General features: G+C 59.1%; 22 protein-coding genes. 16 read left to right on the forward strand and 6 right to left on the reverse strand.

The genetic code is table 11. The features are described 5' to 3' along the window. Window positions 1-194: 194 nt before the first annotated feature. From ACIX8_RS00480 to ACIX8_RS00495, 4 genes are all read left to right on the forward strand, one after another. Complete coding sequence (locus tag ACIX8_RS00480; RefSeq protein ID WP_014263337.1) at window positions 195-3,221, forward strand: TonB-dependent receptor; 3,027 nt, start codon at window positions 195-197, stop codon at window positions 3,219-3,221. Between the two features lie 289 nt (window positions 3,222-3,510). Next, entirely contained in the window at window positions 3,511-3,951 is a 441-nt protein-coding gene (locus ACIX8_RS00485) for a hypothetical protein (protein WP_014263339.1), read from the forward strand. A gap of 53 nt (window positions 3,952-4,004) precedes the next feature. Continuing rightward, the gene (locus tag ACIX8_RS00490) at window positions 4,005-4,778 is read left to right on the forward strand and encodes a hypothetical protein (RefSeq protein ID WP_150110436.1); all 774 of its coding nucleotides are present in this window, start codon (window positions 4,005-4,007) and stop codon (window positions 4,776-4,778) included. Next, a complete protein-coding gene (locus ACIX8_RS00495; protein WP_014263341.1) occupies window positions 4,775-5,233 on the forward strand; it encodes a hypothetical protein in 459 nt (152 codons plus the stop codon). Before ACIX8_RS00490 ends, ACIX8_RS00495 begins: the two co-directional genes overlap by 4 nt. Window positions 5,234-5,685: 452 nt before the next feature. On the opposite strand, the gene ACIX8_RS00500 is transcribed toward ACIX8_RS00495, so the two are convergent. Further along, window positions 5,686-6,507 carry an IclR family transcriptional regulator gene (locus tag ACIX8_RS00500; protein WP_014263342.1) on the reverse strand — a complete coding sequence of 274 codons (822 nt, stop codon included), beginning with the start codon at window positions 6,505-6,507 and terminating at the stop codon, window positions 5,686-5,688. Window positions 6,508-7,183: 676 nt separating this feature from the next. Between ACIX8_RS00500 and ACIX8_RS00505 the strand changes: the two genes are divergently transcribed. Continuing rightward, window positions 7,184-8,542, forward strand: coding sequence for an alpha-L-fucosidase (locus tag ACIX8_RS00505; protein WP_014263343.1), 1,359 nt, complete (start codon window positions 7,184-7,186; stop codon window positions 8,540-8,542). Between the two features lie 304 nt (window positions 8,543-8,846). Beyond that, window positions 8,847-9,752: an SMP-30/gluconolactonase/LRE family protein gene (locus ACIX8_RS00515; protein ID WP_014263344.1), complete on the forward strand. Its 906-nt coding sequence runs from the start codon at window positions 8,847-8,849 to the stop codon at window positions 9,750-9,752. Between the two features lie 322 nt (window positions 9,753-10,074). On the opposite strand, the gene ACIX8_RS00520 is transcribed toward ACIX8_RS00515, so the two are convergent. Beyond that, the gene (locus ACIX8_RS00520; RefSeq protein ID WP_014263346.1) at window positions 10,075-10,470 is read right to left on the reverse strand and encodes an ArsR family transcriptional regulator; all 396 of its coding nucleotides are present in this window, start codon (window positions 10,468-10,470) and stop codon (window positions 10,075-10,077) included. 175 nt (window positions 10,471-10,645) lie between these two features. Here ACIX8_RS00520 and ACIX8_RS00525 point away from each other — a divergent pair, with 175 nt between their 5' ends. From ACIX8_RS00525 to ACIX8_RS00535, 3 genes are all read left to right on the forward strand, one after another. Continuing rightward, entirely contained in the window at window positions 10,646-11,392 is a 747-nt protein-coding gene (locus tag ACIX8_RS00525; protein ID WP_014263347.1) for a glucose 1-dehydrogenase, read from the forward strand. 91 nt (window positions 11,393-11,483) lie between these two features. After that, a complete protein-coding gene (locus ACIX8_RS00530; protein ID WP_014263348.1) occupies window positions 11,484-12,215 on the forward strand; it encodes an SDR family NAD(P)-dependent oxidoreductase in 732 nt (243 codons plus the stop codon). Window positions 12,216-12,481: 266 nt separating this feature from the next. Next, window positions 12,482-13,048, forward strand: a complete 567-nt coding sequence (locus ACIX8_RS00535) for a chorismate mutase (RefSeq protein WP_014263349.1) — start codon at window positions 12,482-12,484, stop codon at window positions 13,046-13,048. A 47-nt stretch (window positions 13,049-13,095) separates the two neighbouring features. Here ACIX8_RS00535 and ACIX8_RS00540 read toward each other — a convergent pair whose 3' ends face one another. Further along, window positions 13,096-15,078 carry a phospholipid carrier-dependent glycosyltransferase gene (locus ACIX8_RS00540; protein ID WP_014263350.1) on the reverse strand — a complete coding sequence of 661 codons (1,983 nt, stop codon included), beginning with the start codon at window positions 15,076-15,078 and terminating at the stop codon, window positions 13,096-13,098. A gap of 143 nt (window positions 15,079-15,221) precedes the next feature. Here ACIX8_RS00540 and ACIX8_RS00545 point away from each other — a divergent pair, with 143 nt between their 5' ends. From ACIX8_RS00545 to ACIX8_RS00555, 3 genes are all read left to right on the forward strand, one after another. Next, a complete protein-coding gene (locus ACIX8_RS00545) occupies window positions 15,222-15,968 on the forward strand; it encodes an MBL fold metallo-hydrolase (protein ID WP_014263351.1) in 747 nt (248 codons plus the stop codon). Window positions 15,969-16,101: 133 nt separating this feature from the next. Further along, window positions 16,102-17,592: a serine hydrolase gene (locus ACIX8_RS00550; RefSeq protein ID WP_014263352.1), complete on the forward strand. Its 1,491-nt coding sequence runs from the start codon at window positions 16,102-16,104 to the stop codon at window positions 17,590-17,592. Window positions 17,593-17,761: 169 nt separating this feature from the next. After that, on the forward strand, window positions 17,762-18,832 hold the full coding sequence (locus ACIX8_RS00555; protein WP_014263353.1) for a 3-deoxy-7-phosphoheptulonate synthase: 1,071 nt from the start codon (window positions 17,762-17,764) through the stop codon (window positions 18,830-18,832). On the opposite strand, the gene ACIX8_RS00560 is transcribed toward ACIX8_RS00555, so the two are convergent. Beyond that, the gene (locus ACIX8_RS00560) at window positions 18,822-19,700 is read right to left on the reverse strand and encodes a pyridoxamine 5'-phosphate oxidase family protein (RefSeq protein WP_014263354.1); all 879 of its coding nucleotides are present in this window, start codon (window positions 19,698-19,700) and stop codon (window positions 18,822-18,824) included. The two genes, ACIX8_RS00555 and ACIX8_RS00560, sit on opposite strands and share 11 nt — an antisense overlap. 100 nt (window positions 19,701-19,800) lie before the next feature. Here ACIX8_RS00560 and ACIX8_RS00565 point away from each other — a divergent pair, with 100 nt between their 5' ends. Beyond that, window positions 19,801-20,364 (forward strand): TetR/AcrR family transcriptional regulator, encoded by a 564-nt coding sequence (locus ACIX8_RS00565; protein WP_014263355.1) that lies wholly within the window; start codon window positions 19,801-19,803, stop codon window positions 20,362-20,364. 36 nt (window positions 20,365-20,400) lie between these two features. Continuing rightward, complete coding sequence (locus tag ACIX8_RS00570) at window positions 20,401-21,060, forward strand: CatA-like O-acetyltransferase (protein ID WP_014263356.1); 660 nt, start codon at window positions 20,401-20,403, stop codon at window positions 21,058-21,060. Window positions 21,061-21,422: 362 nt separating this feature from the next. Here the strand turns inward: ACIX8_RS00570 and ACIX8_RS00575 are convergent, their stop codons facing one another. Then, window positions 21,423-22,172, reverse strand: coding sequence for an SDR family NAD(P)-dependent oxidoreductase (locus ACIX8_RS00575; protein WP_014263357.1), 750 nt, complete (start codon window positions 22,170-22,172; stop codon window positions 21,423-21,425). A gap of 166 nt (window positions 22,173-22,338) precedes the next feature. On the opposite strand from ACIX8_RS00575, the gene ACIX8_RS00580 reads away from it, so the two are divergent. Together ACIX8_RS00580 and ACIX8_RS00585 are read left to right on the forward strand one after the other, a co-directional pair. Next, entirely contained in the window at window positions 22,339-22,974 is a 636-nt protein-coding gene (locus tag ACIX8_RS00580) for a TetR/AcrR family transcriptional regulator (protein WP_014263358.1), read from the forward strand. Window positions 22,975-23,400: 426 nt separating this feature from the next. Continuing rightward, the gene (locus ACIX8_RS00585) at window positions 23,401-24,168 is read left to right on the forward strand and encodes a phosphotransferase enzyme family protein (RefSeq protein WP_014263359.1); all 768 of its coding nucleotides are present in this window, start codon (window positions 23,401-23,403) and stop codon (window positions 24,166-24,168) included. An 85-nt stretch (window positions 24,169-24,253) separates the two neighbouring features. Here ACIX8_RS00585 and ACIX8_RS00590 read toward each other — a convergent pair whose 3' ends face one another. After that, window positions 24,254-24,667 (reverse strand): nuclear transport factor 2 family protein, encoded by a 414-nt coding sequence (locus tag ACIX8_RS00590; RefSeq protein WP_014263360.1) that lies wholly within the window; start codon window positions 24,665-24,667, stop codon window positions 24,254-24,256. Window positions 24,668-24,851 lie beyond the last annotated feature (184 nt).

Consider the following 24,851-nt stretch of genomic DNA (forward strand, 5'->3'; position numbering starts at 1 on the left):
CGGAGCATCTCCAGAGAGCTTCCGGCACCTGGTGAGACAGGTCGCGCCTTCAGCGCTCCGCCTCTTTATCGATAAACGGACACTTTTATCAATAACGTTCCCTTGGCCTGCCAGTGCGTTTACAAGGTGTTGAAAGTGACATGCTATGTTTCATCTCTTGCAACCCATTAATCCAATCTCCAATTAGGGTATAGATGCGTCACAGCAAACGATTTCTTCGTGTGTTTTTGGTTCCGGCTACATCCCTTGTACTCACGCTTTTGATAGCGCCTTTTCTGTCCGCGCAGATCGATCGCGCAGGCCTCAATGGAACGGTGAAGGACGCCGACGGCAGAAGCATCGCCGGCGCTAAGATCACCGCCCTGCAGATCGCTACGGGGCAGCAGCGTGACACGGTATCCTCCGCGACCGGAACCTACGATATCCCCGAGCTTCCCCTCGGTCTCTATCGCGTGACCTACGACGCCTCCGGATTCCACGAAAAGATCATCGACGGCATCCAGCAGACCGTGGGCCACACTCGCACGCTCAATGTCGTGATGTCCGTTGAGGGCATGACGCAGCAGGTCGAGGTCTCCGATGTCGGCACGCAACTGGACGAGACCTCCGCAGCCCTCGGAGCGCGTATCGCGCCGGAGCAGGTAAAGAACCTGCCGCTGAACGGACGCAACTGGTCCACCCTCACCGCGTTGGTTCCGGGCGCGGTCGATACCGGCGGAAGCAATCAGCGCAGCATCCGCTTTGCGGGCCGCGGCCTCGACGATAACAACTTCACCTACGACGGCATCGACGCCACCAACGTCGTAAACCAGGCCCAGCAGCCCTTCGTGCGCCTGGCGATCCCGACCGAGGCCATCCAGGAGTTCCGCATCGACACCATGCTCTTTACCGCGGAGAACGGCAGCACGCCCGGCGGTCAGATTGCCGTCGCCTCCAAGACCGGTACGAACAACCTGCACGGCAGCCTGTTTGAGTTTCTTCGCAACGACATCTTCGATGCGCGTCAGCCCATCGACACCCTGAATCCGAACAAACCTGCCTTCCGCCTCAACCAGTACGGCGGCAGCCTTGGCGGGCCCGTCCTTCGCGATAAGACCTTCTTTTACTTCGCCTACGAAGGTCTTCGGCAGACCCTGGGCCAGACGCTTCCGGGCCTCGTCCCCAGCGACTCCTTCCGGGCCGCGGTTGCGCAGCAGAGCCCCGCTCTGATTCCGATCCTGAACGCCTTCCCCAGGGGACAGTTTCCTTCGGGAACCAGCGCCAACGTCTCGGAGTCCATCGGCTCCGGCCGCCAGTTGGACCATGAAGACTCCGTCGTGCTGCGGCTCGACCACCACTTCTCGACTGCGGATTCTGTCTATCTCCGTTTCAACTTCGATGCCTCGTACAGCGATGTGCCTCTGATCGAGGGACAGACCTACTTGAACGATCGCCAGCTCGTGACCTCTCGTCCGGTCAACGGCGAGCTGGAGTCGCTGCACCTCTTCTCTCCGCGCCTGGTCAATGAGCTCAAGTTCGGCTTCAATCGCGGCAACGTCTACACCACCGACCAGAGCGTGCTGCAGACGCCCTATGCCATCTCCATCTCCGGCTTCACCACGCTTTCAGGCAACGAGTACAAGCCTGGCGTTGGCAACACCTACTCCTACATCGACAACCTCACCTGGATCAAAGGCGCCCACACGCTCAAGTTTGGCGTCGAGGTTCGGCGCATCCAGTTGAACCAGGGAAACACCGCCAACGGAACCATCACCTTCAGCTCCGCCGCCAACTTCCTGAACAACCTGGTCAGCTCCGCAACCTACGCCGCGGAGCTTCCTGTGAACGGTCTGCGCAAGACGGAGACCTACTCCTACGTCGAGGACGAGTGGAAGATTCGCGACAACCTCACCCTCAACGCGGGTGTGCGCTACACCTTCTACAACATCTTTCACGAGGTGCTCGGCCGCGCCAATCCCTTTGACTTCGCAACCTGCGGCCCGCAGGGTTACTGCGGCGTAGGCGCCAGCTTCGGCCAGCCGAACACGCTGGACATCGACCCGCGCCTCTCGATCACCTGGGCGCCCAATGCCGGTGGTGGCAAGACCGTCCTTCGCAGCGGCTTCGGTCTCTATCACGGCGACGGCCAGCTCGACGACCAGAACTTTCCCATCAGTAACGAGATCGCGCAATACTCGCTCAACTCGATTGCCAACCTCTCGTATCCCATCACGCCCTTTCTTAGCGATACTCCCGGCATCATCGCGCCGCGCGAAGCCGATCGAGATCGCAAGGATATGTACGTAGCCCAGTGGGGGCTGTCGGTCCAGCAGGCTCTGCCGCACGAGCTCGTCGGGACGCTGTCGTATGTGGGGAGCAAGGGAACCTACCTGCTCAACACCTCCTACATCAATCTCAAAGACCCCGTTACAGGCCTGCGCCCTTATCCCGCGTTTGGCCAGGTCCAGTCACGCGGCAATGAGAACAACAGCTCCTACCAGGGATTCGTAGCCAGCCTTCAGCGCACCTTTACGAATGGCCTCCTGCTCTCGGCGAACTACACCTACTCGCACGAGATCGACCAGGGCTCAGCCGGTGGTGGAGACTCGGACTTCCCCCAGAATCCCGCCTGCCCCTCCTGCGAGCGCTCCTCGGGAGACTTCGACGTTCGCCACGTCTTCAACTCGAACGCCGTATACGAGCTCCCGTTCGGGCCCGGCAAGACCTTCCTCTCCAACTCGGGAATTGCGAGCGAAGTATTCGGACGTTGGAGCGTGACCGCTATCGCTACCGCTCGCACCGGCCTGCCCGTCAACGTGACCGAGGATCGCTCCAGCTCTTCAGTGGCGACCGGGTATACCACCAGCCAGCGCCCGAACCGCGTCCCTGGCGTCTCTCTCACGCCACCCGGTGGACACAAGATCAATCAGTGGATCAACCCGGCAGCCTTCTCCCTGGTAACGGGCAGCGGCTATGGCGACTCTCCCCGCAACGTCGCCCGCGGCCCGGATCTCTGGCAGGCTGACTTCGGCCTGGCGAAACGCATTCCTCTGACCGAGAAGATGCAGCTCCAGTTCCGCACGGAGTTCTTCAACATCTTCAACCGGGCACAGTACGGATTGCCCCTCGCGGACCTGTCGTCTCCCACCACCTTTGGCCAGATCGTCGGCGCGGTCAACACGGGGCCGGTCGGAACGGGAACGCCGCGACAGATTCAATTCATGCTCCGCCTGGAGTTCTAAGCGTTGTTGCTTTTCTTGCTTGTCATTCCCGAAGGGAATCTGCTTCCTACCCGTAGTGGCAATACCGCTGCGGGCAACCGAAGCAACGAACACAAAGGACGCCACGGGTCGAATTCCGTCCAGTTGGAAGGCAACCTCAAGGCCTTTGTTTTCGTCCAAAGAATGCGTCAACTCATACCTGACAATAGAACGACCCGGATCGAAGTTTTCTCCGTCCATCTGTCTCAGGCACGCCCATCAAACGTCACCTTCCCCAACTCCTTCTGTCTCCGCGAAAGGTTTTAGCTCGATGGCCCAGCCAAACATTGCATCCGTTTCGATCGGCAGCAACTCATTCAACGCCATTGGTATTCACTTCGGCATGTCCAGCATGCATGGCGGTATGGGGATGCCCGTCATGGGCAGCCTGGCCTGTTCCATCGCTGTCGTCGTCAACCTCAACGACCAGGTCAACGTGCCCTTTGCTACCCTCAGCGCGCTCTTCCAACTCGCCTACGGCATCACCCGCGAAAAGGTGCAGGACATCATCCTCAGCTTCTGGGCCGACGACTCCAAGCAGAATGCCATCTGCACCTATACCTTCCGCGGCTGGATCAGCAACTACGTCACCTCGACCGGCTCTGGTCAGGGTGCCGGCCAGGAATCTGGCGCCACCAATCACATCCTCACCCTCACCTTGCAGCCCGAGCTCGATACCAAACAGTTCGTCAAAATTCAGATCGGCAACTAACCGGCAAAGACGCTTCATACTTCACCGATAGGAATGAAGAAACTATGGGCAGCATGCCGCAGTTCCTCAACGGGCGAGAGATCACCTATGGCGCGGACGGCCGTTGGTGGTGGGTTACCGAGCACCGGCCCGACGGCCCCTACGGCTACCCCATGTACAACCAGCCGTCCCACCACCACGCTGGGCATGGGCACCACGCCCAGCATCATCTTTCTGGCTCTGGAACTCGCAAGATCGACCGGTCTGGTGGAGGATGGAATTCTCCAAGCTATTTAGCAGCCCGCCCCACTCCTGGCGTGGACGACCCCTGGCAGGGAAACGACTATGCGCGCCAGCTCTTTCAGGGGCAGGGTGCAAACTACTTCATCGGCGCGGACCACCTCGTCACGGTGATGGCGGAGGTTTATACCGCCGCGTATACGGCAGCGTTCTTGGCCCCGGAGATTCTCGAAGTAACCGCTCCCGTTGTGAGAGTCGTTATTAGGCCGGGAGTAAGTATCACGGCACGCTTGTATGGCCGTTATCTGGCGACAGCTGTTGGCGGCACGGTGGCCGTTCTCGGACGCTACCCCGAATACATCGACGATGCCCGGGCGATGAGCGCCAACGTCTTCAGCATGTCGATGCGAACGTATAATTTTTTCGACTGGTTTGGAGAGACGTGGACTGCAAACCAGGCCTTTATCGATCAAGTGGTTACGACGGGACAGAAAATCTATCTGGCAACACCGCCACTCGGGCAGGAGGGAAGTATCTTCCAGGAAGAACTCTTCTATCTGCGCGGCATTGGCGTAGATCCCTTCTTCTGGCAGATGGTGAAGCGATGAGCAGCTCTCTCGGTATAGGAGATCGTGTCCTCCACATCGTGGGGAAGACCCTTTCCAGCATCATCTCGTTTTTTACCAGCGGCTCGGATGGGGCTCAATCGCAGGAGCTTGCCCGTTCTCTCTATCGCGAGATTAATTTGGACTGGGCTGCACTGCTGCGCAGGCATTCCGGGACAGTTCTCTTGCCCACTCCCCCCGCCCGCACCCACTTTGATTACGCACTCTGTACGGTAGAGTTCGAAGACTTTACCGTGCAGGTCACCGAAGGCAGAGCGGAGACCAGGGTACAAGTCAGGCCCTCCAGCGGCGGCGGATGGCAGGAGGTGCAGGAGGCCCTGCGGATTGCGACCGGCCGTCCCTCCACCTTGCGGCCTCAGGACAGCCTCGCTACCTTCGCTGACGCCATGGCGCAAGACTGGGAGAGCTTAGCTCGCCTGCTTGCATCAAATTCTTAGCTTCAGTCAGAAATCCAGGGTGTGTCATCACTTCGTTCCATGTTCTAGCCAGATTCCGGCTTTGAAAGAGCGAGGCTTCACAGTCTGCGGGAAAAATTCCATTTGATCTTTAGGGCCAAAGGCCCGTTTCATCCCAGCCTGGGGCAAAGCGAACCCTGGTCAACACGCGACAGCGTGGTGGCACGGGAGCGACGCCCCAGGTTAGTGCAGGAGAAGAAACAGAGGGCTGTAAGCCCGACTCATCCTTTGTGCAGGCACGATGAATCGGGCTTACAGCCCTCTGCTTTCGAGTTGATTCTGTACCTGGGGCTACGCTTGCAGCGAGCTAAAACCGCTCGCTGTTGCGCTCCACCCCAGGCTGGGATGAAACGGGCCCTTGGCCCTAAAGATCAAGACTCGTTTCCCAGCTAAGAGTTTTTCCGCAGCCGGTGAAGCCGTGCTGCTCGGATCTATCACCTGCCCTTGGCCGTCTTCTGTCCAGGAGCCTCACCACCCAGCGCAGCGGTAATCTCCGCCGTAGCCTTCTTCAGCGAGTCGATGACCTGGGTGACCGGCGTTGCCGTCCCGTTGTACTGAATGTAGGGAATCGTCAGCGCTCCAACCGCCGAACCTCTCTCGTCGAAGATCGGATAGCTGATATCGATGACGCCTTTGACCAGATAGCTCGCCCGCTTCTCATAGCCGGTCTTCTGAATGCGCGAGAGGTGTACGGCCAGATCGCGTGGCGGCTTCTTGCCTGTCTCGCGGCTCCACTCGGCGAGGGTGCGCTCGCGCTGTTCCTCGCTCTGGTGCGCCAGAATCACGTAGCCGCTGGCGGCCTCCATCAGGTCCACCGTCGAACCCAGCTTCACATAGAAGCCCAGGTTGGAGGGCGCATTCACCTGTGCCAGAATCGCGACCCGGCTGCCTTCGAGCACGCCCATATGGCAGGACTGCAGCGTCTCGTGCGCGAGCCGGTGCATGACCGGCAGCGCGTCGACGATCAGCCGTTCCGTGGGCGGGTGCTCCTGCACCAGCTTGAACAGCTTCAGCGTCAGAGAATAGCGATCCTCGGCGAGTTGCGCGATGTATCCCCGGCGTTCCAGGCAGAGCAGCATGCGAAAGATCTCTGAAACCGTCCGGTTCAGTTCGCGGGCCATCTGGCTCTTGGTCAGGCCGGCCGGTTGGTGGGCCAGCAACTCCAGAACATCCAACCCTTTTTCCAGGGCAGGGGTCGCATAGTTGAGAGTCTTCTCGTTGGTTACAGCAGCTTTTGCAGTTCGTTTCCCGGCCATTCTCAATTCCATCCGTTCCGTCGATCTCGAAACAGAGTACAGGATAGCGCCATCGCCCGGCCCGCAAGGCTAAATTCAATCAAAGGGGGAAGGCCGTGTCTGATGAATCGGAGTTTCGATGTTAGAGCGAAATCAGGATCGAGGCACGCATAGCTGTTTGTCTTACTGTTTTACGTTTCCCCACAGAATCGTCATCCTGAGCGTAGCGTCCCGGCCTTTGGGGACGCGGAGTCGAAGGACCCCGAGGGTTGACCTCTCGCCCAAACCTTTTGCACCTTTTCCACCTCAAGCGTTCGAGCCTGGACGTTTGTGCTGGAAAAGGTTCCAACACCATGGAAGAGATCAAACCCTTCAGGGTCCTTCGACTCCGCACCTCGCAAAATACGCGAGGTGCTTCGCTCAGGATGACGTTCATGTGGGAGAACAGAATATGTGATGAGTGGGTACTCCCCGATTCGTCGAGCGCCTTCGATTCCTCACCCCACTTGACCGATTGCTATTCACAAAAGTATGTTTTTGGTGGTAAAAATTCGAGACATAGAATAAGTCCTGAATGCGGCAGGTTGAGTCCCCTCTTCCTCTTCAACTGCAGGAGCGCCCGGCTTTCGGCCCTAGGTTTTGCAATATCGCCACACGAATTCAACCACGCACCCAACCCACGCAGCAGGAGAGATCAATGGCAACGAATGCAATGAATCTAAGCCGTCGCAACATGTTGTTAGGAACCGGAGCAGCCGTTGCGGCGCTCGGAGTAAGCCCTCTCGCACTGGCACAGAAGACGAAGTCGATGAGCGAGCGCAATCCGGAGCCCGTTCCTCCCACGCCCGACCAGATTCGCCGCATGAAGTGGTGGCATGAGGCCAAATTCGGCATGTTCATCCACTTCGGCCTGTACAGCCAGCACGCCCGCCACGAGTGGGCGATGGAAGACGAAGCGATCCCCTTCGACGAGTACACGCCTCTGTCAAAGGTCTTCGATCCTGCACCCGGCTCCGCGCGCGGCTGGGCGAAGCTCGCCAAGGCGGCCGGCATGAAGTACATGGTGCTGACCACCAAGCACCACGAAGGCTTTTGCAACTTCGACACCAAGCTCACCGACTACTGTGCGACGAAGCAGGGTCCGGGCCGCGATATCGTCCGCGAGTACGTCGACGCCGCGCGCGCCGAGGGTCTGCACGTTGGCTTCTACTACTCGCTGATGGACTGGCATCATCCCGACGGCGCCCGCTGCGCCACCGACGAGGCCGCCCGCAAGCGCTTCGTTGCGTACACCCACGGCCTCATCCGCGAGCTGCTCACCAACTACGGCAAGATCGATATTCTCTGGTACGACGTCGCCTGGCCGCTCGACGCCGATGGCTGGGAGTCCGAGCGTATGAACAAGATGGTCTTCGAGCTCCAACCCGACATCATCGTGAACAATCGCAACCAGCTCCTCGGCGACTTCTCCACCCCCGAACAACACATTGCCGCCGAAAACAACGGCCGCGCCTGGGAGAGCTGCATGACGCTCAACGACAGCTGGGGCTTTCAGCGCGCGGACGATAACTGGAAGACCTCCAAGACCATCGTCCGCAACCTGATCACCTGCGCGCGCGACGGCGGCAACTACCTGCTCAACATCGGGCCTCAACCCGACGGCGCCGTCCCCGAGGAGTCGGTCCGCGTCCTCACCGAGGTCGGGCAGTGGATGGCCGTCAACGGCGAGACGATCTACAAGTCCGACCCGTGCCAGCCGCGCCGCTCGGAGTATGCGAGCTTCACCCGCACCGGCAACACGCTCTACATGCACGTGAACTTCTGGCCCGGCGAGGACGTCGCGATCTCCGGTCTCAGGGTGAAGGTGAAGTCGGCGCGGCTGCTGAAGACCAACCAGGAGGTGAAGTTCTCCCAGGACCCCTACCGTGTGCACCTCACCGGTCTCCCCATGGACGCTCCCGATTCGCCGGTCACCACCATCGCGCTCGAATGCGATGGAGAACCCAGGCAGGACACCGACTTCGTCCGCAAGAACAAACCTCGCGGAGGCATGTAGAGCGGTTCGTTTTGGGTTGTTGTTGTTCTTGCTGTTGTTTTTCTGGTTGTCATTCCCGCAGGGAATCTGCTGTCTGTGGGCCCAGCACCAATATTTTGCGAGGCAGCGATAGAAGGGGCACGACACGTGCCCTTTCCACCGCTGCCTCCACGAAGAACTGCCATGGTACGAACAAACAGCAGATGCCTTGCGGGAATGACAACCAGAAAACAACCACAAAAGGCTGCTAAGCTGAACCGAAAGACTCACTCCTGTATTCGGGCCCTCAAGTAGTTTGGCAAGAATGATCCATGAGGAGATTTTGATGAAGCCCCGCTCCATTGCACGACGGCTTGCCGTTTGCGCCACCTTATTCGCAGGCCTTGCACAGGCCGCGTCCGCCGCTGAGATTCTCATCTCTGACGCGAAGTCCCAGCCAGAGAGCCTGACCATCGCCCCCGGCGGAATCCTCTTCGTCGGCAGCGCGAGCACACCCTTCGTCTACAAGGTGCGCCCCGGATCCACTGCTGCGGAAAAGTTCGTCGATGCCAGCGCAGAAGGTGCGGGCACCTTTTTCTTCGGGATGCTCGCCGATGCCGCCAACAACATGTTGTGGACGTGCCAGCTAACCCCGGTGCCGGACACCAAGCCGGTGCAGCGCCATACCGCACTGAGGGGCTTCGACCTCTCCTCCGGCGCGCCAAAGCTTCGTTGGAATCTGCCTGGCGATAACACCACGTGCAACGATCTCTCGGTCGGACCGGACAAGGCACTCTATCTAACGGACACCGCCAACGGCAAGATCTTCAAGCTGCCGGCCGGTGCTTCCGCCGCGGAACTCTTCCTGGAGCATCGTGTCCTGATGGGCGTCGATGGCATCACCTTCCTGGACGGCACGCTCTACGTGAACAACGTGGTCTTCAACAAGCTCTACCGCATCCCGGTGGACGCCTCCGGCAAGCCGGGGCAGCCTGTCGATATCTGGATGGACCAGCCCGTAAAAGGCCCGGATGGCATGCGTGCGGCCAATGGCAAGCTGTTCGTTGCCGAGAATGGCAGCGGCCAGATTGACGTCCTTACCATCAATGGCGATAAGGCCAGCGTCACTGTCCTCAAGGACGGACTCAAGACACCCACCGCAGTCGAGCCCGTAGGTGACACCCTCTGGATCGCCGAACGCGGCGCCGGCAAAGCCCTGTCGATTCCAATGCCGAAAAATACATCTCGCTAAGGGCACGTTCCTTTGGGGACGCGAAGTCGAGAACCTGTTTTTGTCTTTCTTGTTGTCATTCCCGCAGGGAATCTGCTGTCTGTCGGCACAGCACCAATATTTTGCGAGACGACTTCAGAAGGGCCATGCCTCGAATCACGCCCTTTCTAGCTCTGCCTCCACGGAAGAACTGTCATGGTACGAACAAGCAGCAGATTCCCTGCGGGAATGACAACAAGAAAGACAACAGCAAGAACAAAACATCCCCGCTCCAGATGAAGCCTTTGTGGGGTTGAACAAGGTATGTGATCAACCTCGGCGTCCGGATTCGTCAGACAGCCTCTTAGACCCCAACCTTGCCCGCACGCTTCGCAGACTTCTTCTCCGCCGACTTCTTCGCGCGGGCCTCGTCCTTTGACTGGATCCCATGCGCAACGAGAATCGCCCGTATCAATCCTGGGAAGCGCTCATCCACTTCCGTACATCGTGAGACATTCTGCATCTCCACGCCATGGCGCTCGCTGCGAATCAGCCCCGCCTCGCGCAGGATCTTGAAGTGCTGCGAGAGCGTGGACTTCGGAATCGCCCTATCGCTCACAACCAAAAAGTTAGAACAGTTCTGCGGACAGGCCTGCGCCACGATGTCGACGAACATCGACACCCGCACCGGGTCGGACAAGGCATGCAGAAGCCCCTCTACCGTAATGTCCTCGATCGATGGATGGAGCAGGGGCCGCATATCTCTATAGAGTAGACGCAGTCCCAAAACGGTTCAATAGTTCATAAATCCGGAACTAATGAATCTTTCCCGAATCTGCCTCCATCTACTCACCAGAACCAGGTGAGGAGCAGGCCCGCAAGGTAGCTCCCAAGAGATCTGAAATTCAACGCAGTACCGGAAAAGGGATAAAGATATGAGCAAGCTCACAGGCAAAGTAGCAGTCGTCACCGGCGCATCCAAGGGTATCGGAGCCGCCATCGCCAAATCGCTCGCCGCAGAAGGCGCTTCCGTCGTCGTGAACTACGCCTCCAGCAAGGCCGGCGCGGACACCGTCGTCGCGGCCATCACCAAGGCGGGCGGCAAGGCTGTAGCGGTGGGCGGAGACGTCTCCAAGGCCGCCGAAGCCCAGGGCATCATCGACGCCGCCATCAAGAACTACGGCCGCCTCGACATCCTCGTCAACAACTCCGGTGTGTATGAGTTCTCGCCCATCGAAGCCATCACCGAAGAGCATTATCACAAGATCTTCAACGTCAACGTACTCGGCCTTCTGCTCGTCACGCGTGCCGCTGTCGCTCATCTCGGTGAGGGCTCCAGCATCATCAACATCGGTTCGGTCGTCAGCAGCCTGACGCCTCCGGCCAGCGCGGTCTACACCGGCACCAAGGGCGCGGTCGATGCCATCACCGGCGTGCTCGCCAAGGAACTCGGCCCCAAGAAGATCCGTGTCAACGCCCTCAACCCCGGCATGGTCGACACCGAAGGCGTACAGACCGCGGGCTTCCTCGGCTCGGACATGGAGAAGAACATCGTTGCGCAGACCCCGCTTGGCCGCGTCGGCCAGGTCGATGACATCGCCTCCGTCGCTACCTTCCTCGCCTCTGACGACGCGAAGTGGGTTACCGGCGAACTCCTCCGCGTCGGCGGCGGTATCCACTAATCGCTAATTCCCGAACGCTAACAGGCCCCGCTGCCGCAGCAATACGGCAGCGGGCCCAACACCAAACCTCACACCTAAAGAGAGGAATCACATGGGTAAGCTCACAGGAAAAGTAGCAGTCATCACCGCCGCCACCTCCGGCATGGCACTCGCCACGGCGAAGCTCTTCGTCGAAGAGGGCGCCTACGTCTTCATCACGGGCCGCCGTAAGGACAAGCTCGATGAGGCCGTCAAGGCCATCGGCAAGAACGTCACAGGCGTCCAGGGCGACGCCTCCAACCTCGCCGACCTCGACCGTCTCTACGAGACCGTCAAACGCGAGAAGGGCAAGATCGACGTCCTCTTCGCCAGCGCCGGCCAGGGCGAGTTCGCCACGCTCGAACAGGTCACCGAAGAGCACTTCGACAAGACCTTCGACCTCAACGTGCGTGGAACACTGTTCACGGTACAGAAGGCGTTGCCGCTCTTCAACGACAACGGCTCCATCTTCCTGAACGGCTCGATCGCCAGCATCAAGGGCATCCCGTCCTTCGGCGTCTACAGTGCCAGCAAGGCCGCGGTCCGTTCCTTCGCACGCACCTGGCTGGTGGAGTTGAAGGAGCGTCGCATCCGCGTCAACATCCTGAGCCCCGGCACCATCGACACCCCCATCCTCGACCCGCTGGGCGATGAGGCGAAGGAAGGCTTCAAGAAGATGATTCCGCGCGGCGAAATGGGCCGTCCGGAAGAGATCGCCACGGTAGCTCTCTTCCTGGCCTCCAGCGACTCCAGCTTCGTCAACGGCATCGAGCTCTTCGTCGACGGCGGTACCGCCCAGATCTAACGACCGGCCTCCGTACTTCCGGAGCCCAACCCAACGGGACTCGCCCGGCAGCTACTCCACTAGCCGCCAGGCGAGTCTCGTTCTGTTTATGGTTTTGAAGGGGCGGGGCTAAAAGCCCCGCCCCTTCAAAACAAAACTTGATCTCTCATTTCATCCTCACTCGTAGCTTGGAGCTGTGAGTTTGATGGCCTGCCCTAGACTCACGCGGCCCTTAGAAAAGCTATACGCAACCGCCTTGTTCCTCCCCTGCGGATAAAATCAAACACGTGAAGCAGAATTTGAAGCTACTGGTATCAGGAGTGTTGTTCGGGATCGCTACAACACTCAGCGCGCAACAGTCACCGAACGTCTTTCAGAATCTGATCGCGGATTCAGCGCATCGGATCGCCATCGCCCATCAGGTAGCGCTGTCCAAATGGGACAGTAACGGTGTCGTCGAAGACTCGGCCCGCGAGGCCCAGGTGATTCAGAATGCGGTCGCAGCAGGACAGTCCAAGGGCCTTAGCGAAGCCTCTCTCACTTCGTTCTTTCGATCCCAGATTGAGGCCAACAAGCTCGTGCAGTACTCGCTCCTCGCGGATTGGCAAGTAGCCGGGAAGGCTCCGGAACACCAGAAGGTAAATCTTGCCACCGAGATCCGTCCGGAACTCGACCACCTTCAGTCTTCTTTGATCTCGGACCTTGTCCAAAGCGCCGAGGCTCGCTCTCGGCCCGACTGCTCGACTGCGCTGGCCGTCGCGATTCACAAGTATCTCGCCACGCAAGGTACCGCCGAGTCGACGTTGGATGCACTGGCCCTTAACCGTTCCCTGGCCACAGCCTGCGTTCGCTAAAGTAAATCTCCTGTAGGTGTATAGCGAAGCTACGACACTTATGGCCGTCACGGATGCAGCTTCTGCTCCAGATCCGGCACAAACAGCGGCTGCGCGTCGGCTTCCAATCGATGCGCCGCCGTCAGCGCCAGGGCATAGGCGGCTCGTGCACTGTCTTTGTCGCCTAATGCCGTCTGGGCGTCTCCCAAAGCCGTCTGCGCCAGCAAATTCTCCGGCTGCAAAGTGACAGCTTTCTCTGCCGCAACCAAAGCCTCTGCGGGCCTCTTCTCACTCAACAGGATCTTCGACTTTTGGACTGCTCCCAACGCCGCCGCTTCAGGCACATGGAAATCGCCACGGTACACAAACACGCTGTGATCGATCTGCTCCGCCATCGGCATCCACCGAAATCGCTCGAAGATATTCAACTGGTCGCTGGGCCAGTCACAGGCTTCCAGATCGTCTGCGCTTAACAAGAGGTTGCCATGGATGGTTTCTGGCACGTCGACCGGCAGGATCTCTCCTCCGGTGTGGGCCGTGGGCAGCGGGTGGCAGGGAATGCCGTAGGCTTGGGGACGAAGATCCGGATAAGCGGAATAGGCGAACCAGCACTCCTCGCCAGGATGGGCGTCAACCCATTGCTTGACGTGCGGCAGTTGTTGCGCCCAATCCACACTGGAGTCGCTCAGGTATTTGTGCGTATTCGCCGTGCCGCCCCAGGCTTCATTGGCGTACGCCATCTCTGCCGGAAACACTGCCAGGGCAGAAACGACATGACACGCCACCAATCCTCCACCGATCCAAATCCAGCGTCGGTTATGCTGCGCGAGCGCTGTCAGACCCGCTGCTGCCAGCAACGCGGCCAGAGGATACAGGAACAGAACATGCCGCGTGCCGATGTTCATACCGCTCAGGATCGCCACACCCAGATAGATAGCTCCCGGGACCGCAAGATACGCCAACTCTCTTCCTTGCCTGAGCCGCCTGCTGATCAGCGCAATACCTGCCAGCACTACCAGACCGATTAAGCCCAGAGTGGTCTTGATGGACAGCGCGACTGGAAAGTACCACCAGACGCCGTGAGGATAATCGTGCCCTAGCAGGAAGATGGGATACTGCTGCGCTGCATAGTGGATGTCAGTCATCCCCAGCAGGTAGGATTCCGGCAGCAACCGCCAGTGGGCGAGATGTCCTATCATCCAACTGTTTATCCCCTTGAGGGGTGCAGCGTATTCGCTCAGCGTCGGATTCATCACCAGCCCTGCCGGTCTGGCCGCATAGCGAAAACCGTAGAAAGCCCAGAGCACCACAACCGCGAGAACCACGATGGCAGCAAATCCGCCAAACAGTGTCCCAGCCGTCCGCTTGCGCCGTTCCGGCTCGGCACAGGCGATCTCTACCAGCGTCAATCCCAGCAGCATCGGAGCCAGCAAAATTCCGCTGTGCTTGGCCGCCAGCGTGAGTCCTGCGGCTAGGCCGGTCAGCAGCAGACGAAGCACAGAGGGCTGCCTTGCGTAACGGTAGAAGCAATAGATGGTGGCCAGAAAGAAGCAGGCGACGCCCATATCGGTCGTGACCAGATCACTGTTGGCCAACACATTGGGCTCGAAGACCACCAATAGCAAAGCCAGCAGACCAGCGGACTCGCCAAAGAACTTGCTCCCGATCAGAAACACCATCACGGAGAGGCCCACGGCGAAGACACCTGCTGCCAGGCGCATGCGGAAGAGCAGGCGATGTTTTGGGCCATCGTTACGTTCCAGAAAATCACGGCCATCCCGGTACGCCTCTGTCTTGAACATTCGCTGTTGCAGCGGAGGCACCCAAAGCTTCTCCTGCAGCAGAGGCAATGTCGCCACCAGCTTCACCAGCGGCGGATGCTCGGGATTCAGACCGTAGTCGCCGCTATGCCACATCATGTAGCCGGCGAAGATATGGTCGCCCTCATCGAAGGTGAGCGACTCGCCATGGACGATGATCGCCACCAGGATCATCTGCAAGATGATCAATCCGCCTGCTAAAGACCAGACGGGCATCTTCAATCTATTCATTGACCTTCCGCCCCCAACCGCTATACCCAATGATTCGCGCCCCCCATTTTATAGAGATTTTCACGAAGGACTTTTTCGGTGGAAGATGCATCAAACCCAGGCGTGGTGGGTCTAACGAGACAGACAGAAATCAGGGGGAAATCATGCAACTGCAACTGCTGCGAAATGCGACTCTGCGTTTGAACTATGCCGGACGAACGATTCTTGTCGATCCATGCCTCGGCGCAAAAGGGAGCCTGCCCACAGTAGCCGGTATCCAGGCCAATCCCACCGTAGATCTGCCGGTAACGGTAGAGAAGCTGCTGGAAGGGATCGAACTGACCGTGATCTCGCACCTCCATCCCGACCACTTCGACCCCGCAGGAATCTCGCATCTGCCGAAGACGATGCCGATCCTCTGCCACCCTGCCCATCTCAAGGAGATCGAGGAGCACGGGTTCACCGCGGCCAGGACTCTGACAGAAGAGGTCGCGGAGGGCGCTCTCACCATCGCACCCACCACAGGACAGCATGGGACGGGCGAAGTCCTTGCAAAGATGGGCACTGTGATGGGGTTCATCCTCAAGGCCGAGAATGAACCCACGGTGTACTGGGCCGGTGACACCGTGCTGACGCCGGAGGTGATCGAGATCGTCCACAAGACCGGGCCGGACGTGATCGTCACCCACTCCGGAGCTGCGACCATAGCGAACACGCTGCTGCTCATGGACGATGCACAAACCGTTGAGCTCTACCGCCATGCAGGCGAGGCCATCTTCATCGCGGTCCACATGGAGGCGTTTGACCACTGTGCCGTGACCCGCGACCGGCTGCGTGCCACCGCGAACCTCGCTGGCATCCCGAGCCATCGTCTACTCATCCCCGCCGATGGAGAGCAGATCGAGCTATAGACCCCTGCTTCAAAGAAGACGGCTTACCCGAAGGACTCTTGTGGGTAAACGCGAGATCGGTTTAGCACTGCTGGTTCCTGGCCGGTAAAAAGGCCAGGAGCCTTCTGGCATTCAGGTCATATATCCTTTGCCCATGCGATTTTCTGCCTTCGTTCCCGTCGCCGCCTTCCTCTGCGTGCTTCCGGCGTTCAGCCAGACCGCGCCTCCGCACCCCTCTCAAGCGGCCACATCGCAAGCCATCGCCACCGAAATCGACGAGGTAGAAACCGGTCTTCTCACCGTCGTAACCGTCGCCGGTGACCCTCATCCCACACGCTCCCTCACTGAAGAGATGCGCCGTCGCCATGTTCCCGCTGTCAGCATCGCCGTCATTCACAACGGCACCCTCCGCTGGGCCCACGCCTGGGGAACCCTCAACCCCGAAGGCGGCGCACCCGCCACAGCGGACAGCCTCTTTCAGGCTGCCTCTATCAGCAAATCTCTCGCCTCCATGGCCGCTCTCCACCTCGTCCAGCAAGGCAAGCTCTCGCTCGACGCTCCCGTCCAGACCGAGCTCAAAAGCTGGACGCTGCCTCAAAACAACTTCACCGCCCAGCAGCCCGTCACTCTCCGCGAGCTGCTCTCGCACACCGCCGGCATCAACGTCCACGGCTTCCCCGGCTATGCGACTACCGGTCCTGTCGCCACGCTTCAACAGGTCCTCGACGGCACTAAGCCGGCTAATACCGACGCCATCCGTGTCACCGCTCTCCCCGGCCAGGCCTTCAGCTACGCCGGCGGCGGGTACACGATCGCCCAGCAGATGATGATCGACGCCACCGGACAGCCCTTCCCGCAGATCATGCAGTCCCTGGTTCTCGGCCCCGTCGGCATGAGCCACAGCACCTACCAGCAGCCGCTCCCGCCCGCTCGCCTCAAAGAAGTCGCCCTGCCAGCCGACGATCAAGGCAAGCCCATCGCCGGAGGCCCCCACACCTATCCTGAGATGGCCGCCGCCGGTCTCTGGACCACCCCCTCCGACCTGGCTCTCTGGGTCATGGAGATGCAGCGCTCGCTGAAGGGTCAGGCCAATCACGTCCTCTCCCCCGAGATGACCCGTCTCATGCTCACGCCCATCAAAGAGCACTACGGCCTCGGCGTCACCGTCACGAAGGAGAATGGCCAGACGTCTTTCGCTCACAGCGGTGGCAACGCTGGCTATCGTACCTTCTACATCGGCTATGAAAACGGAGACGGTGCGGTCATCATGACCAGCAGCGACAGCGGCGGGCCTCTCTATCCCGACATCCTCCGCAGCATCTCCCGTGTCTACAACTGGTCCACCTGGAAGTCCACCGAGCGCACTGCGATCACCCTTGCTTCATCAGCTCTCACGGCTTACACCGGCAAGTTCAACACGCAGGCCCTCGGCCCCATAGAGGTCTCACTGGAATCCGGGCACCTGCAGGCCAGGCTCTCCTACTACGGCTCCAGCCCGCTCTTTCCGTCTGCTTCCAATATCTTCTTCGCTACCGACACGGAAGCCGAGCTCCACTTCGATTCCCCCGACTCCGGCAAGCTTCTTGTCGACAACCAGTCCATCTCCTTTACGCGTATCAAGGAAACACCGGCTCTCCCTCATTAATCACCATCGAGACGCAGGGTTCAGCGTTGCCCGAACTCCATGGGAAGCTTGAACGTTCTTCTCCCCGTCTACATTGTCAATTGCCGGTTAAACACGAGGCCTTTTCACCCGCCGGGCTTTTGCCTCGCAGCACGACCACCGATAGACCTAGTATTCTGATTGCACGATCATGGCATACCCCACAAACAATCTGAGGATTAAATCCACTAGAGTCGTTCTTCCTCCTATCTTCCTTGAGGAGGAGATGCCTGTTACCGATAACGCTTCGCGCACCGTCTTCGACGCGCGTCGCCAAATTGTAGACATCCTCAACGGATCGGATGATCGTCTGGTCGTCGTTGTAGGTCCTTGTTCCATCCACGATCCGGTTGCCGCCCGCGAGTACGCGGGCCTGCTGAAGGAGGCGATCGCAGAGCTCTCCAGCGACCTCATGATCGTGATGCGTGTTTACTTCGAGAAACCGCGCACCACCCTCGGCTGGAAGGGGCTTATCAACGACCCCTACTTCGATGAGTCCTTCCGCATCAACGACGGGCTGCGCATGGCGCGCCACCTCCTCCTCGATCTGGCCGAGATGGGAGTGCCCGCCGGCACCGAATACCTCGACATGATCTCGCCGCAGTACGTCTCCGACCTCGTAAGCTGGGGAGCCATCGGCGCGCGAACCACGGAGAGCCAGGTCCATCGCCAGCTCGCCTCCGGACTCTCCTGCCCGGTGGGCTTCAAGAACGGCACCTCCGGCAACGTACGCATTGCGGTGGAGGCCATCCTCTCGGCCAATCATCCCCACACCTTCCTGGGCACCTCTGAGACGGGACAGTCCGCCATCCTTCTCACGTCCGGCAACACGGACTGCCATATCATCCTGCGCGGCGGCCGGCAGACCACCAACTACGATGCCGCAGCCGTGGCTTCGACGGTGGAAGAGATGGAAAAGGCAGGCGTCAAACCCCGCATCATGATCGACTGCAGCCACGCAAACAGCGGCAAAGATCACCGCAAGCAGGCCGAGGTATGCCGCTCCGTGTCGGAGCAGGTTATTGCGAGCACGAACCGTAACATCATGGGCGTCATGATTGAAAGCAATCTCGTTGCCGGGGCGCAGCCTCTCATTGCTGGCAAAGAGCTGGTCTACGGGCAAAGCATCACCGACGCCTGCATCGACTGGCCCGAGACCCAAACGCTTCTGCGTGAACTCGCCAGCGCTGTCCGCGAGCGGCGAGCTCACCTCAAGGGTTAAACGGGGAGAGTTGTCTGGCCTTCTCCAGGACGGGGAGGCGCATCTGGGTCCAGCGTTGAACCGTCACCGTTGTCCATCGTGCGCGTCCCTGGTCTTCGTAGCTCACGGAGGCCGTTCCTGAAATCGCCAACGCTGTTCCGTTGTTGAAGTCCGGCAGAAGAAGGCCGACGCGGGCATCGATCTCAAGATTGCCCAGCGTATTGAAGAGGTTATTGCCCGCGTAGTCCGGGAAGCGGATAGTTCTGTCCGACGGGCTTACGACAAACCCCGGATTGCCCCCGCGATGCGAAGCATCCAGGCCGCGCTCCGGGTGCTGCGTTGCGATGAAGAAGACGTCGGTCTTCTCAAAGGCGTCACGCTGCTCCCGAGTCAACGATTCTCCCTCCAGCAACGCATGAGCCGGAGCGTCTTTTGACCACGCCAGCGCGCGCTGCGTGATGTACTTCGGGCAGTTGGGATAAGCCTCCGCGACGGACAGCACCATCAGCTTGTCTGATGGCTTCTCCAGCCGTCCATTGACGCGCAGACGGCGGCGGGTAGCAAAGTCGAGCACTACTCCGCCGACGAGTTGCCGATCTTCGGCAGCACGGAGAATCCGTTCGTCGACAGGATCGATCGTCTGCTCAAGATCCAGGTAGAGGGTGTCGCGGGAGGCAGCCATCCACCCCGCTTTGCCGGCGACGGGCAGGCACCACATCGCGCCCTTGTCGAGGACCGCAAGAACTAGAAGCGACTGCTGCTGCAGAAAGGGAATCGCTCCAGCCGGAATGTAAGGGGAGATCATGGGACTGTTCCGGTCCGCTTCCTCTGTCCCACCCACTCGCCGCTGAACACGGCGTTCGCCTTCGTGAAAAGGATCCATCGACATATCCGTCTCCGATCTCCTCTGTAAACCGTTCGGTCTACAACTATAAGATTAGACCGATCGGTATAATGATGCAAGCACGAGCATAAAAGGGATCAGATCAATGGCAAAGACCGAAACCGCAGAGGCAGAAAAAGTTCTTGGCTCGCTCATCTCCGTCTTTCGCGATCACGGCTTTGAGGGCGCGAGCCTGACCCGGTTCACGGAGTCTTCGGGGCTCATCAAGGCAAGCCTCTATCATCGCTTCCCACGCGGGAAGGAACAGATGGCCCTTGCGGCGCTCACCGAAGTGGACCGGATCTTTGCGACTCACGTGTTGGCTCCGATCGATTCGAAGGAAGACCCTCTTCGCCGCCTGAAGCTTGTAACAGAGCGATTGAACGAGTTCTACGAGGGTGGAACGCAGGCGTGTCTACTCGAGACCCTGAGCAGCGCGGGTACGCCCCCCAGTGTGCGGACCCACGTGAAGAATACGCTCGACTTCTGGATTGCAAAGTTCATGAAGTTGTCCAGGGATGGGGGTATTCCAGCGAAAGAGGCTCGGGTACGGGCCGAGGGTGCGGTCGCTGCCATCGAGGGCGCTCTGGTAATCTCCCGCGCCCAGGAAAACAATAAGGAGTTCAAGCGAAGCCTGGAATCTCTCCCTACCCGTCTCCTGAACCGGTAAAGATCGGTCCTGATCTCGTCGGGTTAACATACGGACATGCGAGACATCGTGATCGGCGGCAGAGAGAAGATCAACCTGGAGACATGGGAACGCCGCGCGAGCTTCCAGTTCTTCAAGAGTTTTACCGAGCCTTATCACGGCGTCTGCCTCCGTGTTGACTGCACGGAAACCTACCGCTACGCGAAGCAGCATCAACTCTCGGTCTTCCTGTCCTTGCTGCATCGCTCCCTCATCGCCGCGCACCAGGTGGAGAACTTCCGGACACGCATTGTCGATGGCGACGCCTGGCGCTACGAGCTGATCAATGGAGGCAGCGCCGTTGGCCGGGCCAACGGCACTATCGGCCTGGGGCACTATCAGTTCCGGCCGCAGATCGATGAGTTCGTGCGCGACGCTTCCGTCGAGCTGGATCGAGTGCGGCAGAGGAACGACATCGAGCGCTATCCGGACGTCAACCTGATTCGTTACTCCGTTCTTCCCTGGTTTGACTTCACATCCATCTCACATGCGCGCGACTTCGCCCACGAAGACTCCGCGCCCCGCATCACCTTCGGCAAGATCACGGAAGCGGCAGGCCGACGCACCATGCCGGTATCGATCCACGCACACCACGCCTTGGCCGACGGCTTGCATGTGGCACAGTTCGTAGAGCGCTTCCAGCATTCCCTGGAAGCACCCGACTTCCAGGGAATGTAGAGACTCGTCACCGGTCATACCTCGATCGGTGACGAGAGGTCGAAGTATAGCTACTCCTCTGAGCGGAGCGGTTGTCTCCAGCGGGACACTTAAGAGCTGCCCGCTTTAGGTAGTGCCTGCCGAATCGGAGCTACCGGCTTTTGTCCTTGTGGCTGCTTTTGTTGTCGCCTTTGCCCCGCCGATTGCCTTTGCTTTGAAGGGGCGGGACTTCAGTCCCGCCGTCTCTGCACTGTTGTTAGTGTGGCTTTAGCCACGGAGGGAATGCTCGCTTGGCAAAGAGCCTCTCCACGGCTAAAGCCCGAACCTATCTCAGAAGCAAAAACAACGACAAAGGCCGGTAGCTCCGATTCGTCAGACACTACCTAAACCTGCGCGAATCCACCATCGACAAAGAGCTCTGCCCCCGTAACGAAGCTGGACTCATCGCTGGCCAGGAACACCACTGCGCTGGCAATCTCTTCCGGCCTCCCCATACGACCGAGCGGGACACCGGCGGTGATGGCCTCACGGCGGGCCTGTCCAGTCTCACTGCTTCCCAGTAATCCCTCCAGCCCTTCTGTTTGGATCGGACCGGGGCTCACCACGTTGACCCGAATCTTTCGTTGCTTCAAATCCGTGGTCCATGTGCGCGCAAACGAGCGTATCGCAGCCTTGGTCGCGGCATAGATGCTGTTCGCGGGAAGACCCTTGCTGCCGACGATCGAACCGTTCAGGATGATACTGCCTCCATCCGGCATCAACGGCAGAGCCGCTTGTACGCCGAAGATGACACCCTTCACGTTCGTACCGAAGATTTTCTCGTACTGCTCCTCTTTGATCTGTCCGAAGACCCCGTACTCAGCAGTTCCCGCGTTAGCGAACACGATATCCACGCGGCCCTGTTCGGTCCGAATCCGGTCGTAGAGCGCCTCAATATCCTCTTGTTTGGCTGTGTCTCCAGCAACCGCGATGCATCCCTGGCCGATCTTGGCAGCGGCCGCTTCGAGTGCATCCTTGCGTCTGCCGGTGATATAAACCGTCGCGCCTTCATTCACGAACGCCTTCGCCGTTGCAAAGCCGATCCCGCTGCTGCCGCCGGTTACGACAGCGATCTTTCCATTGAGTCTTTTCATCGAACATCTCCTTGTATGCGCGAGAGACCGGACAAGTCCTCTCGCTGGTTGATGGGGCGATCCTCGGCAAGAACGCTGGACCCGGATTTTAATTGCGCTTGCAATCTAATTTACTTTGATGGCGTCCGCAATTAAAATTATTCAAAAGGATTCGAGGAATTTTCAGATGCGAGTTTCTAAGGAACAGGCTGAGACAAATCGAACCTCCCTGCTGCAGGCTGCCGGTCGTCTGTTTAATGAGAAAGGCTTCGACGGAGTGGGCGTGGCCGAAGTCGCGAAGGAGGCCCGACTGACGCACGGTGCGCTCTACGCGCACTTCCCCTCGAAAGACGCGCTCGCGGCAGAGTCCTTTTCCGATGGAATCGCCCACCGCCTGGTAGCGATGCGAGGCCTGAAGTTGACCTTTGAGGGATACCTCGATGCCATGTTCTCAACCAGGCACCGCGACAACCTGGCAAACGGTTGTCCGATGACAGCCTCCGCAAGTGAGATCTCCAGGCAGGGCCCCGCGCTCGCTACCAGCTTCGCGCAGGCGTTTGAGGAGACAGCGGCGGTACTCGAAGAATCGATTGAGGGCGACCTGTCAGCCTCTGAAAAACGGCATCTTGCCATCTCGGCCCTGGCCGCACAGATCGGCGCCATCGCTGTGGCCCGTGCGGTCGCCAAGGTCGACCCTTCACTTTCAAAAGAAGTACTTCGCGCCGTCCGTGAGACGGTGACACCTGCTCCTCCGGCCAAAGAAAAGAAAACCGGAAGGTCGCGTCACCCGCATCCCACAAGATCAGAGCGTACCTCCAGCTAACGGTTCGGCGGAGCGGGCCAGGATAGCTTTATCTGAACGTCCTCATCCACGCTTCCCAGAATCGTCATCCTGAGCGAAGCACCTCGCGCTTTTTGCGAGGTGCGCAGTCGAAGGACCCCGAGAGAGCCGATCTGACCCATGATTTTCAGATCTTCTCTAGCACAAAAGTTCGGGCTCGAGCGCTTGAGGTGGGAAAGGGGCGAAGGACACGGGCAAGATTACAACCCCCGGGGTCCTTCGGCTTCGTGTCTCGCAAAAAGCACGAGACACTTCGCTCAGGATGACGCCTTTGGAGTGAAATGAAAAACACTTTCAGCTTTGGCGTCCCACCCCTGCCCGCGTTTTATGCTTGTCCTGGCATCCCCAGGGGAATGGATCAGGCAGCGCTAGAATCAATTCAAATTTCCGCTTCCGGTGAGAACCCAAATGTCAGAAGAAGAAAAGCTAGTCGGCGGCAATGTTTCTGATTCGGTAGTCCGAATTGGATCTACCGTTCGCAAGCCCGCCACGGCGGCTACGCCTGCGGTACAGGCTCTTCTCACCCATTTACATTCCGTTGGCTTTGCCGGAGCCCCACAAGGTCTCGGATTGGATGAGCGTGGACGGCAGGTCTTTGAATTCATACCCGGTGCCATGTGGGACAGAAAGCAACAAAACACCTTGATCGATCTACGGAGAGTCGGCGTTCTGATCCGGTCATTGCACGATGCAACTGTTTCGTTCATCCCACCTGCATCTGCTGAATGGAACACTCTCTCCATTCCGGACGGGCACGACATCCTCTGCCACAATGATCTCGCTCCGTGGAACCTGGTCTGCGGTACCGATCGCTGGGTGTTTATCGATTGGGATAACGCCGCACCTGGAACTCGCCTGTGGGATCTGGCCTGGGCAACGATCTCCTTCCCACCTGTTGAACCGGATTGTGATCTTTCCGTAGCGGCAACAGCCATCCATGCGATTGCCGAGGGCTATCGCCTCCCGCCCTCCGAGTACGGCAAGCTGCTCCGCCTGATGGCCGCAAGAGCGCGTGCCGGTTCTGATCTGCTGGTGCAAGGTGCGAAGACCGGTCAACAGCCCTGGGCAAGACTCTATGCCGAAGGGCACGACAAATATTGGGGACCAGTCTCCGGCTACATCGACCGCTCTGCCTCGATTCTTGAAGGCATGCTGATCTCTTTAAGTGCTGGCTAATCCGGCTGGTTTTGAAAACGAGCTTCTCGTTCCAAGACCAGAACTCTTCTGTCTGCCGACAGACCGGAAGTCAACGAACATCGCGTCACGCGGTCCGCTGAACCCATTGGCTTCGCCAGGCCGGTGCCTCGAAGGGGTCCGCGAAATACTGTGTCTCGTGCACGACCTTGCCGTCACGGAACTCCATGATGCTCACGGTATAGGCTGGCCGCCCCTGGTAGGTGATGGTGTACTCCGTAACCCAGAGCTCCCCGGCTCCGGAGATCCGCCTGACATTGAAACCCGATGGCTTGCCCGGATGATGACTCCGCAAGGCCTGCAGATTCCTTCGCCCAAGGATTCGCTCGCCCGACTGCGGATAATCGCAGATAGCATCGTCATCGTAAATATCATGTTCCGCGTCTGCATCACCGGCTGCCGACGCCTGCCAATGCGCGTTCAAGGCTTCACGTATCTGTTCCTCATGCATGAATGGCTCCAGGTTCTGGTTGGCTTTCATGTTGGTCTACCTCATGGAAGGAAAGATATCCACGGGAAAGGACATTGCGGTCATCACCAACGGTGCATCAATGAGCCGCTCCGGCGCAAGCTGCGGTATGCAGGTGAGGACCATAGGGATATCCCCACAGCGCGGTCGTGTTGATCTTCCTGAAATTCGGTTACATCGTGACAATATTGAGACA

This window comes from Granulicella mallensis MP5ACTX8, from assembly GCF_000178955.2.
Classification (GTDB): Bacteria; Acidobacteriota; Terriglobia; order Terriglobales; family Acidobacteriaceae; genus Granulicella; species Granulicella mallensis.

Excerpts from the sequence above, each read along its gene's own strand:
- ACIX8_RS00515 (WP_014263344.1), top strand. The coding sequence starts at position 8,847 with ATGAAGCCCCGCTCCATTGCACGACGGCTTGCCGTTTGCGCCACCTTA.
- ACIX8_RS00495 (WP_014263341.1), top strand. The coding sequence starts at position 4,775 with ATGAGCAGCTCTCTCGGTATAGGAGATCGTGTCCTCCACATCGTGGGG.
- ACIX8_RS00480 (WP_014263337.1), top strand. The coding sequence starts at position 195 with ATGCGTCACAGCAAACGATTTCTTCGTGTGTTTTTGGTTCCGGCTACA.
- ACIX8_RS00520 (WP_014263346.1), bottom strand. The coding sequence starts at position 10,470 with ATGCGGCCCCTGCTCCATCCATCGATCGAGGACATTACGGTAGAGGGG.
- ACIX8_RS00500 (WP_014263342.1), bottom strand. The coding sequence starts at position 6,507 with ATGGCCGGGAAACGAACTGCAAAAGCTGCTGTAACCAACGAGAAGACT.
- ACIX8_RS00485 (WP_014263339.1), top strand. The coding sequence starts at position 3,511 with ATGGCCCAGCCAAACATTGCATCCGTTTCGATCGGCAGCAACTCATTC.
- ACIX8_RS00540 (WP_014263350.1), bottom strand. The coding sequence starts at position 15,078 with ATGAATAGATTGAAGATGCCCGTCTGGTCTTTAGCAGGCGGATTGATC.
- ACIX8_RS00545 (WP_014263351.1), top strand. The coding sequence starts at position 15,222 with ATGCAACTGCAACTGCTGCGAAATGCGACTCTGCGTTTGAACTATGCC.
- ACIX8_RS00580 (WP_014263358.1), top strand. The coding sequence starts at position 22,339 with ATGCGAGTTTCTAAGGAACAGGCTGAGACAAATCGAACCTCCCTGCTG.
- ACIX8_RS00560 (WP_014263354.1), bottom strand. The coding sequence starts at position 19,700 with ATGTCGATGGATCCTTTTCACGAAGGCGAACGCCGTGTTCAGCGGCGA.
- ACIX8_RS00550 (WP_014263352.1), top strand. The coding sequence starts at position 16,102 with ATGCGATTTTCTGCCTTCGTTCCCGTCGCCGCCTTCCTCTGCGTGCTT.
- ACIX8_RS00490 (WP_150110436.1), top strand. The coding sequence starts at position 4,005 with ATGCCGCAGTTCCTCAACGGGCGAGAGATCACCTATGGCGCGGACGGC.
- ACIX8_RS00530 (WP_014263348.1), top strand. The coding sequence starts at position 11,484 with ATGGGTAAGCTCACAGGAAAAGTAGCAGTCATCACCGCCGCCACCTCC.
- ACIX8_RS00585 (WP_014263359.1), top strand. The coding sequence starts at position 23,401 with ATGTCAGAAGAAGAAAAGCTAGTCGGCGGCAATGTTTCTGATTCGGTA.
- ACIX8_RS00565 (WP_014263355.1), top strand. The coding sequence starts at position 19,801 with ATGGCAAAGACCGAAACCGCAGAGGCAGAAAAAGTTCTTGGCTCGCTC.
- ACIX8_RS00525 (WP_014263347.1), top strand. The coding sequence starts at position 10,646 with ATGAGCAAGCTCACAGGCAAAGTAGCAGTCGTCACCGGCGCATCCAAG.
- ACIX8_RS00590 (WP_014263360.1), bottom strand. The coding sequence starts at position 24,667 with ATGAAAGCCAACCAGAACCTGGAGCCATTCATGCATGAGGAACAGATA.
- ACIX8_RS00505 (WP_014263343.1), top strand. The coding sequence starts at position 7,184 with ATGGCAACGAATGCAATGAATCTAAGCCGTCGCAACATGTTGTTAGGA.
- ACIX8_RS00570 (WP_014263356.1), top strand. The coding sequence starts at position 20,401 with ATGCGAGACATCGTGATCGGCGGCAGAGAGAAGATCAACCTGGAGACA.
- ACIX8_RS00575 (WP_014263357.1), bottom strand. The coding sequence starts at position 22,172 with ATGAAAAGACTCAATGGAAAGATCGCTGTCGTAACCGGCGGCAGCAGC.
- ACIX8_RS00555 (WP_014263353.1), top strand. The coding sequence starts at position 17,762 with ATGGCATACCCCACAAACAATCTGAGGATTAAATCCACTAGAGTCGTT.